Consider the following 15968-nt stretch of genomic DNA (forward strand, 5'->3'; position numbering starts at 1 on the left):
GTCCCGCCCGCCGCCTCGGCCCCGTATCGGGACCCGGCCGTCCCCCTCGCCAGCCGGGTCGGTGACCTCCTCGCCCGGATGACCCTGCGGGAGAAGGTCGGCCAGCTCAACCAGCGGATGTACGGCTGGGACGCCTACCGCCGCACCCGTGACGGCGGCTTCGAACTCACCGAGGCCCTGTACGCCGAGACCGAGCGCTTCGAGGGGCTCGGCGCCCGGTCCTTCGCCGACGCCTGGTCCGGCGTCGACCACGGCGAAGGACCGGGCGCCGAGGACAGCGCCGCCCTGGCCGACCTCGTGCAGCGGCACGTCGTCGGACGCAGCCGGCTCGGCATACCGGCCCTGTTCGTCGAGGAGGTCCCGCACGGCCACATGGCCCTCGACGGCACCGTCCTCCCCGTCAACCTCGCCGTCGGCGCCACCTGGGACCCCGCCCTGTACGAGCGGGCCGCCGCCCACGCCGCCGCCGAACTGCGCGCCCGCGGCGGCCATGTCGCCCTCGTCTCCGCCCTGGACATCGCCCGGGACCCGCGCTGGGGCCGCACCGAGGAGTGCTTCGGGGAGGACCCCCACCTCGCCGCCCGGCTGACAGAGGCACTCGTCCGCGGCATGCAGGGCGAGGGCGACCTCTTCGCCGCCGACAAGGCCCCCGTCGTCCTCAAGCACTTCGCCGGCCAGGGCGCCACCGTCGGCGGCCGGAACTCCGCCGAGTCCGAACTCGGCCCCCGCGAACTCCACGAGATCCACCTCCCCGCCGCCCGCGCCGGGATCCGCGCCGGGGCCGCCGCCGTCATGGCCGCGTACAACGAGGTCGACGGGCTGCCCTGCTCCGGCAACCGCGCTCTCCTCACCGGGCTGCTCCGCGACCGCTGGGGCTTCGACGGGTTGGTCATGGCCGACGGGCTCGCCGTCGACCGGCTCGCCCGCATCACCGGCGACAAGGTCTGCGCCGGAGCACTCGCGCTCCACGCAGGGATCGACCTCAGCCTCTGGGACGAGGGCTTCACCCATCTCGCCGAGGCCGTCGAACGCGGCCTGGTCAGCGAGGCGACTCTGGACGCAGCCGTGGCCCGCGTACTGCGCCTGAAGTTCCGGCTCGGCCTCTTCGACCAGCCGTCCACACGGCCCGTGCCGGTCCCCGAGCACACCGGGCGCGCCCTCAGCACCGCGCTGGCCCGCGCCTGCGTCACCCTCCTCCACAACCCGGCCGGCGTCCTCCCGATCGGCCCCTCCGTGCGCCGTGTCGCCGTGCTGGGCCCGCACGCCGCGACCACCGCCCACCTCCTCGGCGACTACACCGCCCCGCAGCGCCCCGGCACCGGCACGACCGTCCTCGACGCGCTGCGCCACCTCGCCCCGCCCGGCACGGACGTCCGCCACGCCCGCGGCTGCGCCGTCACCGGCGACGACCGCACCGGCCTGCCCGAGGCGGTCGCGACGGCCGCCGCCTGCGACCTCGCCGTGCTGGTGCTGGGCGGCAGCAGCGCCCGCACCCCCGACACGGAGTTCGACGCCAACGGGGCGGCGCGCACCATCGCCCCCGAGATGACCTGCGGCGAGGGCGTCGACCTCGCCGGACTGCGGCTGGGGGAGGCCCAGCACGCGCTCCTCGACGCCGTCACCGCCACCAAAACCCCGACCGTCGTCGTCCTGACCCAAGGGCGCCCGCACGCCGTCCCCGAGGCCGTGGATCGCGCGGACGCGCTGCTCACCGCCTGGTACCCGGGCCCCTGGGGCGGCGAGGCCGTCGCCGAGGTGCTCCTCGGGCTCACCGAACCCGCCGGGCGCCTCCCGCTGTCGGTCCCGCGCTCGGCGGCCCAGCTGCCCGTGCACTACAACCACAAGGACACCGAGTACGGCTCCTACGCCGACGGCGACGCCGGGCCGCTGTTCTCCTTCGGGCACGGGCTGTCGTACACGACCTTCGCCTACGGGCCCACCCGGTTGACCGGGCACACCGTCGAGGTGGACGTCACCAACACCGGCACCCGGCCCGGCCGTACCGTCGTCCAGGTCTACGTCCGGCGGCTGCGCACCCCCGTCTGGCCGCGCACGCTCGAACTGCGGGCGTTCCAGGGCGTGGAGCTGGCGCCGGGGGAGTGCCGCACGGTCGCGCTGCGGCTCGGCGCCGACCAACTGTCGCTGGTCGGCGCCGATCTGGAGACCACGGTGGTGCCGGGCCCGGTGGAGATCCGGGTCGCGGGCTCGGCGCGGGAGGCGCTGGATGCCGTACCCGCCGTGCTGGACGTCAGAGTTTGACGGCCCCCGACGACACGCCCTTGTAGAACCACCGCTGGGTGATGACGAACAGCACCAGCACCGGGATCACGGAGATCACCGAGCCCGCCATCACCAGCCGCTGGTCGTAGCCGAACGACGACGACTGGAGCCGGGCGAGGCCCAGCGTCAGCGTGAAGTGGTCCTCGGTGCGCAGCACGATCAGCGGCCACAGGAAGTCGTCCCAGGCGCTGATGAACGTGTTGATGGTGACGACCAGGATCGCCCCCCACGCCGACGGCAGGTACAGATACCGGAACCGCTTCCACTCGCCGGCCCCGTCGAGCATCGCCGCGTCCTCGATCTCGCGTGGCACGGCGAGGAACGCGGCCCGCATGATGAGGACGTTGATGGCGGCGACGAAGCCGGGCAGCCAGACGCCCACCACGTTGTCGACCAGGCCGAGGTCCCGGATGCCGAGGAACAGCGACACCATGATCGACTCGAAGGGGAACATCATGGACGCCATCAGCAGCACCCAGACCAGTCCCCGCCCCTTCCAGCTCGGCTTGGAGAGCATGTAACCGGCGAGCGTGGAGAACACCAGCTGACTGGTGATCGACAGCAGGGCCACGGCCACGCTGTTGCGGATGTACGTCCACACCGGGACCTGGTCGAACACCTCGCGGTAGGCCCGCAGCGTCGGATCGCGGGGGAACAGCGAGGCGTTCGAGCCGAACACGTCCTCGCCGACGCCCTTCAGCGACGACAGCAGCTGCCACAGCAGCGGGCCGACGGTGATGCCGAGGACGAACAACAACAGCAGGTAGCGGACGACCAGTTCACGCGGCCGCCCGTAGTCCCGCCAGCGCGGCATCAGGCGCCGCTTCCCGGCCGGGGCCACGGCCGCCGCGGTCCGCTGCTCCTTCACGGCGGTGGTCATGCCGCGTCCTCCTTCGTCAGGCGCTGCGCGAGCAGCGTGAGACCCAGGGTCAGCACGAAGAGGGCGACGCTGACCGCCGAGCCGTAACCGGCGTTGCCGGTGAGGGGGTCGAGGGCGACGTCCCGGATGTAGAACGGGAGGGTGCGGTCGGCGCCGCCGGGGCCGCCGGTGGAGCCGCCGAGCATGTAGATCTCGGTGAACACCCGCAGTGAGCCGATCCCGGTGAGGGTGCCGACCAGCAGCATCGAGGTGCGCACACCGGGCACGGTGACGTGCCAGAAGCGGCGGACCGCGCCCGCGCCGTCCACGGCGGCGGCCTCGTGCAGTTCCCTGGGCACGTTCCCCAGCGCGGCCAGGTAGAAGATCATGTACCAGCCGAGGCCCTTCCACAGGGTGAGCCCCATCGCGCACAGCAGGATCAGCCACGAGTCGGACAGGAACGGGATCGCCGACCGGATGAGGTGGGCCTTCTGCAGCCAGGTGTTGACCAGGCCCTGATCGCTGAGCAGCCACTGCCAGCTGAGCCCGACGACCACGCTGGAGGCGAGGACGGGTGTGTAGAAGGCGGAGCGGAAGAAGCCGATGCCCGGCAGGTTCTTCTCCACCAGCACCGCCAGCATCAGCGGCAGCAGCACCATCAGCGGGACCACGATCACCGCGTACAGCACGCTGTTGCGGGTGGCGAGCCAGAAGTCGGCGTCACCGAGCATCCGCGCGTAGTTGTCCAGGCCCACGAACGAGGCGGCGCCGCCGAGCGGTTTGGCGTCGGTGAACGACAGCAGGAGCGTGTTCAGGAACGGGTACACGCCGAAGACGGTGACGCCGATGATCGCCGGGGCCATCCACAGCCACGGCAGCCACCAGCGCCGATACAGCGCGGCGCCGCCCGCGTCGGCGGTGGGGCCGGGCTTGAGGGCCCGCACCAGGCGGCGCGGGCCGCCCGGTTCCCCGGCCCGGGTGCCGCGGGAGGACACCGCGGCACCCGGATCCTTCGTGGGGGGAGAGAGGGTGGTCATGCTCAGCTGCCCTGCTCGACCAGCGCGTTGGCCTTCTTCTGGGCCTCGTCGAGCGCGTCCTGGGCGCTCTTCTTGCCCTGCATGGCCAGCTGGATCTGGGCCGAGATGGCGTTCAGCTCACCGGGGGTGAGGGCGATCTCGTCGGCGGTGGCGGTCCTGCGGTCGCTGGCCACGATCTTGCGGGCCTGGGCGAAGGGGTCGTCGCCCTTGACCGACTGGAAGAACGGGTCATTCAGCGACGCCGTGGTGGACGGGAAGATCACCACGTTGGGGTCCTTCGCCCACTCCAGCTGGTTCTTCGCGTTGGTCAGGAACCGGGCGAAGGCCAGCGCGGTCGCCGCGTTCTTGCTGGTGGTGGCGACACCGATGTACTGCGGCGCGCCGACGGTGTGTCCCAGGGCGTCCAGCATGAAGCGGGCGACCCCGGTCTTCTTGTAGACGCTCGGGTTGTTCTGCTGGATGAAGCGCAGGAAGTTGGGGTTCGTGGGTCCGTAGACGAGCTTGCCCTGGCCGTAGACGTTGGCGGGGTCCTGGGTGGAGGAGAGGGAGTCCCTCGGCATCCCGCCGCTCTTGTAGAGCTTCGTCATGGCCTCGACCCACTGCGCGGTCTTCGGGTCGTCGGCGAAGGTGAACTTCTTGCCGTCGGAGGAGAGGATCTTGATGTCCATCTGCTGCCAGTCGGCAGGGATGCGCAGTTGCGGATTGGCGAGGAAGGCGTAGTACTTGCCGTCCGACGCCTCGGCTATCTTCTCGGCGTCCTCGAACAGACCCAGCACGCTCGTCGGAGGTTTGGCCGGGTCCAGGCCCGCCTTCTTCATCAGGTCCGTGTTGAAGGTCTGCACGATGCCGCCGGAGTACCAGGGCAGGACGCTGTGCACCTCGGCGCCGGAGGCGTCCGCGTAGACGCTGGACTTCCACATCGCGGGGGTGAAGGGCTCGCCGGCGTCGGGCGCCTTCTTGTCCAGGTTCAGCAGATAGCCGGCCTTGGTGAGCGCGATCGCCGTGTTGACGTTGATGTTCACCACGTCCGGCAGCGTGCAGCCCTGCGCGTCCGCGACCAGGCGCTGGGTGAACGTGGCGTCGCCCGGGTCGTCGACCCACTTCACGGTGGTGCCCGGGTGGGCCTGCTCGAACGTCTTGATCACTCCGTTGAAGTAGTCGCCGAAGTCCTTCTTCAGGTTCGTCGTCTGGAAGGTGATCGTGCCCTTGACGTCCCCGGTGAGCTTCCCGGAGCCGACGTTGCCCTCGTCGACCTCGCAGCCGCCGGCCGTGGCTTTCCCGCCGTCGGAGCCGCCGCCCGACAGGCCGCAGCCGGCCGCGGTCAGGGTGAGGGCGATGACGCCCGCCACGGCTCCGGTCAGTCTTCTCGCGCGCATGGTGCCTCCTGCGATCCGTCAGCGGCTGGTTCAAATCACCAACTTGGACTCCGATTGATGAAAAGGTGGACCAGAATTCATCGGAGGTCAATGCCTTGCCATGTTGCTTTTCGGTTCCGTGGCGTTTCCGCGGGCCCGTGACGCGCCGGACGCGGGCCCGGGGCGGCCGTCAGTGCCGGTGCTCGTGGTCGGGGTGCGAGGGGTCGCCGGGATGCTCGTGCCCGGGGGCGTACGCGACGCCGGCGCGGGCCCGGTCCAGCCAGTCGAAGAAGGCCTGCCGGCCCCCGGCCCGCCGCAACTCCCCTGCCACCTGGTCCCGGACGGCCTCGTACGGCACGAAGTCCCCCGGTCCCGCCCCGTCGTACGGGTCGACACCGCGCCGCAGCGCCTCGCGGGTGAGGAAACGGTCCGGGTTGCGGTCGTAGTAGTCCCGCACGACCTCCTCGGGCACCGTCCACTCGGCCTCCAGCGCCGCCAGCAGGGCGCGCGCGGCGGGGGAGTGCGCGAGGGCCACGGCGATGATGCTGCCCAGATCGGCGACCTCCGTCCCGGACACCGCGAGCACCCGCGCCGGGGACGCCTCGGGCGGCGGGGCGAGCCCGCGCGCGGCGCAGGCCCGCCGGGCCAGTTCGTCGGCGACCACGACCTGCGTAGCCCACCGCCTCCGCTGCCGCTCCGCCCGCGCCCGCCCCTCCGGCAGCGCCTCCCGGTCCCGCGCGGGCACGGCCGCCAGCACGGCGTCCACCCGCTCCCGGGGCACGGGCTCACCACCGACGAGCACGGCGTACCCGGCGTGCGGCACGTGGTCGCTGGGCGCGATATGACCGGCGTGCGGCACGTGGTCGGCGTGTGGCGTGTGGTGGGCGGGCGCGTGGTCGGCGTGCGCCGCGTCCCCTGCGTGCCCCCTGCCCGGTGTCGTGTGCCCCGTGTCGGCCGCGAGCCCGCCGGGGGCCGGTCGCCCGGTCATGGCGTCACCTCCAGGACGACCGCCTCCGTATAGGCCACGCAGCCGTGCCAGCCCGCCTTCGCCATCAGCCAGTACGAGCCCGGCGGCACCGCCGACCCGTCCACCTCGATGACGCACTCGGCGCTCTCCCCGGCCTCCAGGGCGAACCCCTGGCAGCCCGGTCCGACACCGGCCCACGTCCCCCAGGACGACACCGCCCACAGGGCCCCGCCGACCGGCGCCCGGGTGGTGTTGTGCACGGTCACCGGCACCCGCACCCGTTCGCCCCGGCGCACCTCGACATGGTCGGTGCCCAGCTCCATCACGAGACTCGGCCCGGTCCGCCCGTCCGGCTCGCCCGGCGCCGCGTCCCCCGGCACGTCCAGGGCGATCACGTCCTCGAACGTCTGCCCGCCGTACGACAGCCGTGCCGCGAGCCCGTACCGGCCGGGCACCGGGTCCGGCGGCGGCGTCACGGTGACCTCGGTGAGGGTGAAGCCGCCCGGCCCCAGCGCGTACGGCAGTTCGGCGGGCTCGGCGGTCCAGCCGGGCGGTACCTCCAGCGCCACCGTCCCCGACACCGCCGTGTCGGTCAGCTCGGAGGAGACGCGGACCGTCGCGGTGACCGGCCCGTCGGCGGTCAGCGCGGCCGGTGACAGATACACGGCCACCGGCATGTTCCCCCGGGGCGCGGGGCCCGAGTTGTGCAGCCAGTAGCGCGTGTGCACGGGCTGCGCGGGCTCGTACGCGGCCACACCGGCCCTCTCCGCGGCCCCTCCATCGGCGGATTCGGTGTCCGTGTCTCCCGCCGGGCCTCCAGCGGCCGGTACCGCCAGTACCGTGGCCACCTCGAAGCCGCTCAGGTCCAGTTCGAGGGCGCCGTCCGCGCGGGGAGGAACCTCCTCGCCCGGCCGCTCCAGCACATCCGCCCGACGGCCCTCGCCCCACGCCGAGGGACCGGTCAGCCGCGCCCGCACCGGCCGCCCGTCCACCTCGTGCGCCCGTACGGCCACACCGCGCGCCGGGTCGGCGGGCGCCGTACCGCCCCGGGCCAGCGGAGACCCGGCCGGCTTCAGCGCGTCGAGGAGCACCCGGCCCTCGGGTTCCAGCGCCAGCAGGGCCGCGACCCTCGGCAGCCCCGGCCGCTCGGCCCGGTCCGTCTCTCCCCGCGCCCGGTCCCCGACCGGTTTGCGCAACCGTGCCCTGAGGGGGTGGTTGAACGCGTGCCCCGCCCGCGGCCAGCCCAGGTCGCGCCAGTCTCCCTCGCCCGCGACGACGGCGTGCTCGAAGGTGTGGGACCAGCGCTGCAACTGGAAGCCGGAACCGTCGGGGGCGGTACGGCGGGGCGGGTCGACCCAGATGCCGGAGGGCCAGCCGGTGCAGGACCGCATGAGGGACATGTAGAGGTCGCCGGAGGAGGTGACCACGCAGCCGGGTGTGCCCCGGTTGAGGATCGCGAAGCCCCGGCCGTCCCAGGCGTCGCCCGGTGGCAGCGCCTCGCCGCCACCGGCCGAGGTGGCCCGTACGGTCGCGTCGTCCAGGTCGGCGATCAGCGCGTCGACCGCCTTCGCGTCGTCCTCGGGGCGGGCGCCCGCCACCACGAGCAGCGGCAGCCGCTCCAGGTCCCGCAGGTCCGCGCCGGGCACCCACTCCTCGCGCAGCGAGGCCCGCGGTGCCACCCACACCGACGCCAGACCGTCCCGCGCCAGCTGGCGGCGCAGTTCTCGGGCCGCTGCCGGATCCCAGCCGAGGGCCTCGGCGACCAGGCTGTTGCGGTCCGGTCCGCCGACGGCGACCCGGATGTCGGGCAGATTGGAGTCGACCTCCAGATCGCCGTAGCGGGGACCGCCCGCGATCGTCGACGTGGCCGTGACGCCCGTGCGGACCAGCGCGGCGGCGAGCGGGGTACCCAGCTCACCGGCGGCACCCCAGTCGGCGAAGACCAGCTCGGCCACACCGATCGACCGGTGGCCGAGCAGCGCCCCGGTGTCGTCGTGGACGGCGACCCGGGCCGTGGAGCCGAGCCCGAACCAGGTGTGGGCCGGGTTGTCGAGTGTCCACGGGAACTCCTCGCTGTCCACCTCCACGAACCCGAAGCCGCGCCCGATCACCGCGTCCGCGACCTCGTGCACCGGCAGACCGCCGCGTACGCCGGCCGGCCAGCGCACCCGGATCAGCCGGTCGGCGCCGTCGTACCCGTCGAGGGTGGTCGTCACGTCCAGCCGGTCCACGCCCGTCCACAGCGTGAGCCGCTGCGTGCAGCGGAAGAGTCCCAGGTCGGCGCGGACGGTGATCCGGGAGCCCGCCGGTGAGTGCTCGACATCGATGTCAGCCACCACGTCCCGACTCCGGGCGACGGTCGTGCCGGTCGGGGTGAGATGCCAGGGCCCCTCGCCGAAGCGCGGATGCCTCGGGTACTCCTCCTGCACCACCAGCTCGTTGCCGATGTCCCCGGGCCGCAGCAGCTCCCGGCCGCCCTCGGTGAGCGCCCGCAGGCTGCTCACTCCGCCGCCGCGCGCGGGGTCGACCGTCACCTCGTAGAACTCGTTGCGGATCGTCGTCCCCTCCCCGGCGGTCCAGCCCGGGACCGAACCCTCGGCGAGGGACAGCGCCTTGAGGCCCATGCCGGGCACATCCGGTACGACGACCTTCAGTTCGCCGTCCTCGCGGACCGCCGGCAGCGGCAGGCCGGTGTGGTCCAGGGGGACCAGGCCCGGGTCGGCGACGGTCAGGACGTCCCGGCGCCGCCAGGTCGCGGAGTTGAGGACGACCAGATCGGTGCCGCCCGCCGGCAGGGGGACGACCCGGTCGGCGAGTGCCTGCGTCGCGTCGGCGTGCACGGTCTCCGCCAGGTCGTACAACTCCCGCCAGCCGGTGAGCAGGTCGATGTACACCTGGTCCGACTCCGAGCCGGTGATCGCGTCGTGGTGCGCGCCGTAGACCAGCTGCCGCCACGCCTTGTCGAGGGCCGCGTCGGGGTGGGGCCGGCCGGTGACGAGGGAGGCGAGGGTCGCCCAGGCCTCGGCGTCGGCGAGCAGTGTCTCCCCGTACCGCTGGGCTTGCTTGGTGTCGATGTAGGAGACGTCCTTGCCGGTGTAGACGGGGTTCATGTCACGGGTCTGCGGGGGCGCGGTACGCCCCTCCCGCTCCAGCTCGGCCCGTACGGCGGCGAAGAAGTCGCGGGGGACGCCGCTGATGAAGCGGGGCCAGACGTAACGGGCGTTCCAGTCGCGGTGGATGCCCATCACCCAGCGGCACGGAGGGGCGTAGTCGCCGCCGACCGGCAGCAGGACGTTGCGGGTGAGGGCGACCCGCTTCAGCCCCCGGAACAGTTTCAGCGCGGCGGCTTCCGCCTCGGGCAGGGTGGGCGCGTTGTCGATGGCCCAGCCGGCGCCGTAGTGGTTCACCATGTACGCGGTCAGCAGTCCGCGTCCCGAGGGGGCGATCCAGCTGAACTCCGCCGGGAACTGCATCCGCCCGGGATCGCGGGGCTCCTCGCCGAACACCGACAGGGTCGGCCCCCACTGGTGGAAAGGGCCGCGCGCCCATGAACTCGACGTGACCCCCGCGTCCGCCATCAGCCCCGGGAACTGCGGGTCGTGCCCGAACGCGTCCAGCTGCCAGGCGGTCTCCGGGGACGCCCCCATGACGCCCCGCTGGAAGCCGTCGCCGTACAGCGCGTTGCGGACGGTCGCCTCGGCGCCCGTGAGGTTGGTGTTGGGCTCGTTGTAGGTGCCGCCCATGATCTCGACGCGGCCGGTGCGGATCAGCTGCCGCAGGAAGGCCCGCTCCTCGGGGAAGGCGTCCCAGTAGGGCTTGAGGTAGTCGACCTCGGCGAGCACGAACGTGTACGCCGGGTCGCGCCGGGCCAGGTCGCAGTGGGCCCGTACCAGGCTCATGCCGCTCTGGCCGCGCGAGTCGAAGGTGCGGGCGGGCAGGCCCGTGACCGCCGGGTCGTCGGCGACGTCCCAGGTCTCGGTGTAGGCGGCCTGGGTGTTCCACCAGACGGGGTCGTAGTGGAAGTGGCTGACCATGAACATGGTCCAGCCGGGCTCGGCGGCCGTGAACTCCGCCGCGTGCCGTACCAGCCGGTCGGCGCCCGCGTCCTCGGCGACCACGGTGATCGGCCGGCGGTCACCGGGGGAGACACCGGCGGCGGCCACGGACAGCTCCGCGCGTACGGTGCCGTCCTCGCCGACGGTGACGAGGGTCTCGCCGACGCTGCGGATCCCCGGCCCCTCCACGCTCAGCCGGACCGGCCGGCCCGGATCGTGCCGGAGCTCCACGGCGACCACTTGGAGCGGCTGGTCCTCCGTGCCGGTGAAGAGCTCGGTCGACTCGACAGAGATGACGCGCATGGGGCTCCTACGAGTGCTCGGCGGAGCCCCATCCTGGCAGCGTGGGGTGGTTCAATCAACCATGTCTCGTCACCTTGGTTGATTCATCCATGCATTCCCGGTCGGTGTCGTCGGTGTCCCCGCTCGCGATCAGCGGCCCCGCCGCGACTTCACGGCGTGCGCCCCCGCGATGTGGTCCGTCAGTGCGAGGGAGGCGCTCGCCCGCTGGTAGGAAAGCTGGCCCACCCGGACGTAGAGGCAGTCGATGAGCATCAGCACCGAGTGGCGGGCGCCGATGCTGCCCGTGCGGAAGCTGGTCTCCGAGGAGGATGAGATCAGCCGTACGTCGGCCGCGCGGGCCAGCGGCGAGCGCGGGTCGGCGGTCAGTGCGACCGTGGTGGCGCCGCGCTCCTTCGCCAGCTCGAACGGCTCGATCGTCTCGCGGGTGGCGCCGGAGTGGGAGATGCCGATCGCCACGTCCGCGGGGGTGAGCAGCGCGGCCGACGTGGTGGCCGCGTGCACCTCGGTCCAGCCGCGCACCGCGCAGCCGATGCGGAACAGCCGGGTCTCCGTCTCCTGGGCGACCGCTCCGCTGCCGCCGACGCCGTAGACGTCGACGCGCCGGGCCCGGGCGACGGCCTGCGCGGCCCGCTCGACGGCGTCCAGGTCGATGCGGTCGATGGTCTGCTGGATGGCGCGCAGATCGGCGCTGCCGACGACCTGGACGACGCGCTCCAGGCTGTCGTCGGGGGAGATGTCCGGCCCGATCTCGGCGCTGCCCCACTCGGAGGACTCACCGCGGCCGCGCTCATGGGCCAGCTCGATCAGCAGGTGCTGGTAGGAGTCCAGGCCGATGGCCCGGCAGAACCGGGTGACGGTGGCCTGGGAGGTGCCGGTGCGGCGGCCCAGCTCCGCGGCCGAGCAGTGGGTGACGGCGGCCGGATCCTCCAGGATCAGCTCGCCGACCTTCCGCAGGGAGCCGGCCAGCCGGGGCAGCTCGGTGCGGATCAGGGTGGTGACATCGGTCGAGGGCATGCCACAGAAGGTATCAGCCACCCATTGCGCGAGTGACTGAATACCAGGACCGGCCCGGCTGTGCGTGGCCGGGGCCCAGCTGCGCCATTGCCCGCGATGCGGGGCGTGTGATTCAGTGATTCACTGAGACAAGGTTATGGGGTGGTTCAATCCACCAGTGGGGAGTGTCAGGTGTCCGTCGAGTCCGCCGATGAGTCCGTGACCGAGCCCGTGAGCGCCGACAGCTTCGCGCAGCAGGGACTGGCCGTCCTGCACCGGCTCACCGGGTCCGCGAGCGCCGAGATCGGCGCCGCCGCCGCGCTGATCGCCGAGTGCGTCCGCGAGGACGGTGTCGTCCAGGCCTTCGGCACCGGCCACTCCCAGGCCCTCGTCCTCGAACTGGCGGGCCGCGCCGGAGGGTTCGTCCCCACCAACCGCCTCCAGATGGCCGACCTCGTCCTCTACGGCGGTGACCATCCGAGCGGCCTCGACGACCCCCTCCTGGAACGGGAGCCCGGCATCGCCGTCCGGCTCTACGAACTCGCCGCCCCCCGCCCCCAGGACCTCTTCGTCGTCGTCTCCAACTCCGGCGTCAACAACGTGATCGTGGAGATGGCCCTGCACGCCAAGGAACGTGGCCACCGCCTCATCGCCCTCACCTCGCTCGCCCACACCGGTTCCGTGCCGGCCGTCCACCCCAGCGGCAGGAAGCTCGCCGACCTCGCCGACGTCGTCCTCGACAACGCGGCCCCCCGCGGTGACGCGCTCCTCGAACTGCCGGGTGGCGGCGCCGTGTGCGCGCTGTCGACCCTGACCGGGGTGATGCTGGTCCAGATGATGGTGGCCGAGGCGACGTCCCTGCTCCTCGCGTCGGGCGAGCGCCCCCCGGTCTATGTCTCCGCCAATGTCCCCGGCGGTTTCGAGGGCAACCTGGAGCTGGAGAAGCGGTACGCCGGACGGATCCGGCGCACCGCGAGCTGAGCGGGCCTACGGCACGGGGACGGGCGTCAGCGCCACCGCCAGCGGATAGGCGCCGGTCCGCAGTGGGGCCCCGGCGGTGCCCGACGCCGTGTCGACCGGCACGAGTCCGTTGCCGTCGGCGGTCGTGACGTACGCCGTTGCGCCGTCCCAGTCGAGGCCGACGTCGAAGGCGGACCTGCCCACGGTGGTCCTCGTCCCCGGGGCGCCGGTCACCGTGTCGACGGGGGTGAGGTGGTCACCGGTGCTGGGGCTCACCCACAGGGTCCGCCCGTCCGGGGACAGGCCGAGCCCGTACGCCTGCCCGGAGACCAGGAGTGTCGGCTCGGTGTCGTTCGTCGCCGTGTCGATCGGAGTCACCGTCGAACCACCGGAGTTGGACACGTACACGCGCTTCCCGTCCGGTGCGGCCACCACGTTGAAGGGGCGCGGCCCGACGGGGATGCCCGCGCCCGCCTTCCTCGTGCCGAGGTCGACCGGTGTGACGGTGTTGTCGTGGATGTTCGCCACGTACAGCGTCCGGCCGTCCGGAGTGATCGCCATGTTCTCGGGCCCGGACCCCACGGTGAGGGCCGTGCCCGCGCGCAGCGTGCCGGTGTCCACCGGCTGGACCGTGCCGTCCGTGTAGTTGGCGACCCACAGCGTGCCGCCGTCCGGTGTGAGCGTGAGCCCGGCCGGAACCCGGCCCACGGCGACCGTGGCGGTGACCTCGCCGCGCGCCACGTCGATCACACTGACGGAGTTCGACCCCTGGTCGGCCGCGTACGCGGTACGGCCGTCGGCGCTCACCACCACCTCGCCCGGGTTGGCCCCGACCCCGATCTCGGTGCTCGTGCCGGACGAAAGGTCGATCGAACTGACCGACGCCCCACTGAAGTTGGCGGTCAACGCCCGAGGAGCCCCCTTGCCGTCGCTCACCTGGACGGGTATCGCCCTGGTCAGCACGCCCGGCCCTCCCGACACCACCACCGAACGAACCCCTTCCGTGGCGTCCGCCGCGCTCGTGAAGGTGACGGTCACCGAGGCGCTGCCGCCCGCCGGGACGGCGACCGTGCCGCTGTCGGGGGAGGCGGTGACCCCGGTGGGCACGGTGAGCCTCCAGTCGACGGACCGCGCCTCGGGGGCGGCCTCGTCGGAGAACCTGAGGGTCACCGTCGCGCTCGCGCCGGGCCGCAGGGACAGCGAGTCGGGTGCGAAGGACGGGTCCACACCGGGGTCGGGGGCGTGCTCCAGCATCGCCGTGTACAGGAACTGGTCCATCACTCCCGGCGAGACCTGCTGCGGGACCGCGTCCAGCGCCTTGCGCTCGCCGCGCAGCTTCCTCCAGTACGTCGCCACGGCCTCGGCGTCGCCCCGCTTGCCGGCCAGCAGCAGGTCCACCGCGGTCAGCCCGGCGGTCCCGTAGGAGCCCAGCTTGTCCAGCCAGGGCGACGTCTCCCTCAGGAAACCCGGACGCGGGAGGCGGGCACGCAACTGGGCCGGGGTGGCCGCCATGTCGGCGAAGTAGGCCCGCAGCGCCGCCGTGGCCCGGTCGAGGCCGCTGCCCTCCTCGTACGCCGTGCGGAAGGCCGCGACGAGCGCGGTCAGCGTCGGCGCCTCGGTGGGGTCCAGGTCGGAGGAGTGGTTGTTCTCGGCGAAGATCCGCAGCCACCTCGCGGCCCCGGTCCCCGGCCCCGCCAGATCCCGTACGGACGCGAGGAAAGCGGTGCGCGGATCATAGGCGTCCGGGTTCCACAGATAGGCCGCCGAGGTGAACAGGGCGAGCCTGCTGGCCTCCGCCTGCACCATCGGGTTCGCGGTGACGCCGACGGCCTCCCGGGCCACGCCGGCCTCCCGGCCCGTGGCGGGGCCGAGCAGAAGGCGGCTGGTCACGTAGTCGTTGACCGGGTAGTTGTCCCAGATCAGGATCGGGTGCCCGTACACCTCGCGGGCCTGCCGCAGCTGCGCGGTGGTGATCTTCGGCGCGATCACGCCGACGCCGGTCCACTCGACCACGACGTCCGGGTCCAGCCGCTCGCGGAGCGCCTTCTTGTACGGGGTGTCGGCGAGGTCGGAGTACTCGGTGGGCACCATTTCGAGCGGTCGCAGACCGGCCCGGCCGGCCGAGAACCTCGCCCACACCTCGTTCAGCAGACGGGACTGCGCGGCCCCGGCGGCTCCGCCCCCGCTGCCGAACTTCTCCTCGTCCGCGGGGCAGTTCCATCGGGTGTAGCTGATGTCGTCGAGCGGGATCGCGAACGAGCGCACACCGATGTCGTACAGCGAGGCGAACTTGCGGACCAGCGCCGCGATGTCGCCGTCGGAGGAGTAGCAGACCGACAGGCCGGGGGAGAGGGCGTAGGTGAACCGGACATGGTTGGCGGCGGCCCGCTCGACGAGTTCCCGCAGTCGGCCCAGGTCGGCCGCCGGGTACGCGTCGCGCCAGCGCTCCCGCAGATACGGGTCGTCCTTGGGGGAGTAGACGTACACGTTCTGCTTGGTGCGGCCCAGGAAGTCGAGGTGGTCCAGCCGCTCGGCGTGCGTCCACGGGGTGCCGTAGAAGCCCTCGATGACACCGCGCAGCCGGGCCGTGGGCCAGTCGCGGACCGTGACCTCGGGCAGCCGCCGGCCCCGCAGGAGCCGGCGCAGGGTCTGGGCGGCGTAGAAGGTGCCGCTGGTGTCCGTGCCGGAGAGAGCGAGCAGCGCGCGGCCGGAGCGCCGTCCGGAGGCGAGGACGTACCCCTCCGGGGGAAGCCCCGCCGGCGACTTGACGCCCAGCCGTCGCAGCGCGCCCCTGGTCGCGGGGTTCTCCCGGGGGCCGCCGACGTAGACGGTGAGGGCGGCGGCGGGCGGGTGCTCGCCGGACGGCACGGTGACGATCCGGTCCGCCCCGGCGGCCCGCAGCGCGGCCTCGACGACCCGCCGGGCGGAGCGGTCGGTGCCCGGGCCGACCACCTCCACGACGCGGCGGGGGACGGTGAGTTGGCGCCCACTTGTGTCGATGTGCCGGGGCGCGGGCCACACCCGCGAGGTCGTGGAAGCGGCGGGTGAGGCGGGTGAGGCGGCGGCCGACGGGGGTGTGGGGAGAGTGGGGAGCGTCAGACCGAGGGCCAGGAGCAGGGCCCAGCGCAGACGGCGGGGTCCTGGTTCTTATACACATGT

9 protein-coding genes are annotated in these 15968 nt (G+C 72.9%); 2 read left to right on the forward strand and 7 right to left on the reverse strand.

Annotated elements, in window-relative coordinates; genetic code table 11:
* Nucleotides 1-2259, forward strand: a 2259-nt coding sequence (locus tag AOK23_RS28620) for a glycoside hydrolase family 3 N-terminal domain-containing protein (RefSeq protein ID WP_240496604.1), incomplete at its 5' end; no start/stop codon positions are given.
* Here AOK23_RS28620 and AOK23_RS28625 read toward each other — a convergent pair.
* From AOK23_RS28625 to AOK23_RS28650, 6 genes are all read right to left on the reverse strand, one after another.
* Complete coding sequence (locus AOK23_RS28625) at nucleotides 2249-3160, reverse strand: carbohydrate ABC transporter permease (RefSeq protein WP_055715509.1); 912 nt, start codon at nucleotides 3158-3160, stop codon at nucleotides 2249-2251. The two genes, AOK23_RS28620 and AOK23_RS28625, sit on opposite strands and share 11 nt — an antisense overlap.
* Nucleotides 3157-4176, reverse strand: coding sequence for a carbohydrate ABC transporter permease (locus AOK23_RS28630; RefSeq protein WP_055715510.1), 1020 nt, complete (start codon nucleotides 4174-4176; stop codon nucleotides 3157-3159). Before AOK23_RS28630 ends, AOK23_RS28625 begins: the two co-directional genes overlap by 4 nt.
* A 2-nt stretch (nucleotides 4177-4178) precedes the next feature.
* On the reverse strand, nucleotides 4179-5552 hold the full coding sequence (locus tag AOK23_RS28635) for an extracellular solute-binding protein (RefSeq protein ID WP_055715511.1): 1374 nt from the start codon (nucleotides 5550-5552) through the stop codon (nucleotides 4179-4181).
* A 169-nt stretch (nucleotides 5553-5721) separates the two neighbouring features.
* A complete protein-coding gene (locus AOK23_RS28640) occupies nucleotides 5722-6390 on the reverse strand; it encodes a peptidylprolyl isomerase (protein ID WP_079049759.1) in 669 nt (222 codons plus the stop codon).
* Between the two features lie 125 nt (nucleotides 6391-6515).
* On the reverse strand, nucleotides 6516-10856 hold the full coding sequence (locus tag AOK23_RS28645) for a glycoside hydrolase family 38 N-terminal domain-containing protein (protein WP_055715512.1): 4341 nt from the start codon (nucleotides 10854-10856) through the stop codon (nucleotides 6516-6518).
* Between the two features lie 129 nt (nucleotides 10857-10985).
* Nucleotides 10986-11870: a MurR/RpiR family transcriptional regulator gene (locus tag AOK23_RS28650; protein ID WP_055520393.1), complete on the reverse strand. Its 885-nt coding sequence runs from the start codon at nucleotides 11868-11870 to the stop codon at nucleotides 10986-10988.
* 171 nt (nucleotides 11871-12041) lie between these two features.
* Between AOK23_RS28650 and AOK23_RS28655 the strand changes: the two genes are divergently transcribed.
* Nucleotides 12042-12830 (forward strand): sugar isomerase domain-containing protein, encoded by a 789-nt coding sequence (locus AOK23_RS28655; protein ID WP_055715513.1) that lies wholly within the window; start codon nucleotides 12042-12044, stop codon nucleotides 12828-12830.
* Nucleotides 12831-12836: 6 nt separating this feature from the next.
* Here AOK23_RS28655 and AOK23_RS28660 read toward each other — a convergent pair whose 3' ends face one another.
* Nucleotides 12837-15830: a beta-N-acetylglucosaminidase domain-containing protein gene (locus AOK23_RS28660; RefSeq protein WP_240496605.1), complete on the reverse strand. Its 2994-nt coding sequence runs from the start codon at nucleotides 15828-15830 to the stop codon at nucleotides 12837-12839.
* Nucleotides 15831-15968 lie beyond the last annotated feature (138 nt).

Origin of the sequence: Streptomyces torulosus (assembly GCF_001419765.1) — a bacterium.
GTDB lineage: Bacteria > Actinomycetota > Actinomycetes > Streptomycetales > Streptomycetaceae > Streptomyces > Streptomyces torulosus.

What these genes read in the sequence shown, in the direction of transcription:
- AOK23_RS28625 (WP_055715509.1), bottom strand. Translation starts at nt 3,160, where the DNA reads ATGACCACCGCCGTGAAGGAGCAGCGGACCGCGGCGGCCGTGGCCCCG.
- AOK23_RS28630 (WP_055715510.1), bottom strand. Translation starts at nt 4,176, where the DNA reads ATGACCACCCTCTCTCCCCCCACGAAGGATCCGGGTGCCGCGGTGTCC.
- AOK23_RS28635 (WP_055715511.1), bottom strand. Translation starts at nt 5,552, where the DNA reads ATGCGCGCGAGAAGACTGACCGGAGCCGTGGCGGGCGTCATCGCCCTC.
- AOK23_RS28645 (WP_055715512.1), bottom strand. Translation starts at nt 10,856, where the DNA reads ATGCGCGTCATCTCTGTCGAGTCGACCGAGCTCTTCACCGGCACGGAG.
- AOK23_RS28650 (WP_055520393.1), bottom strand. Translation starts at nt 11,870, where the DNA reads ATGCCCTCGACCGATGTCACCACCCTGATCCGCACCGAGCTGCCCCGG.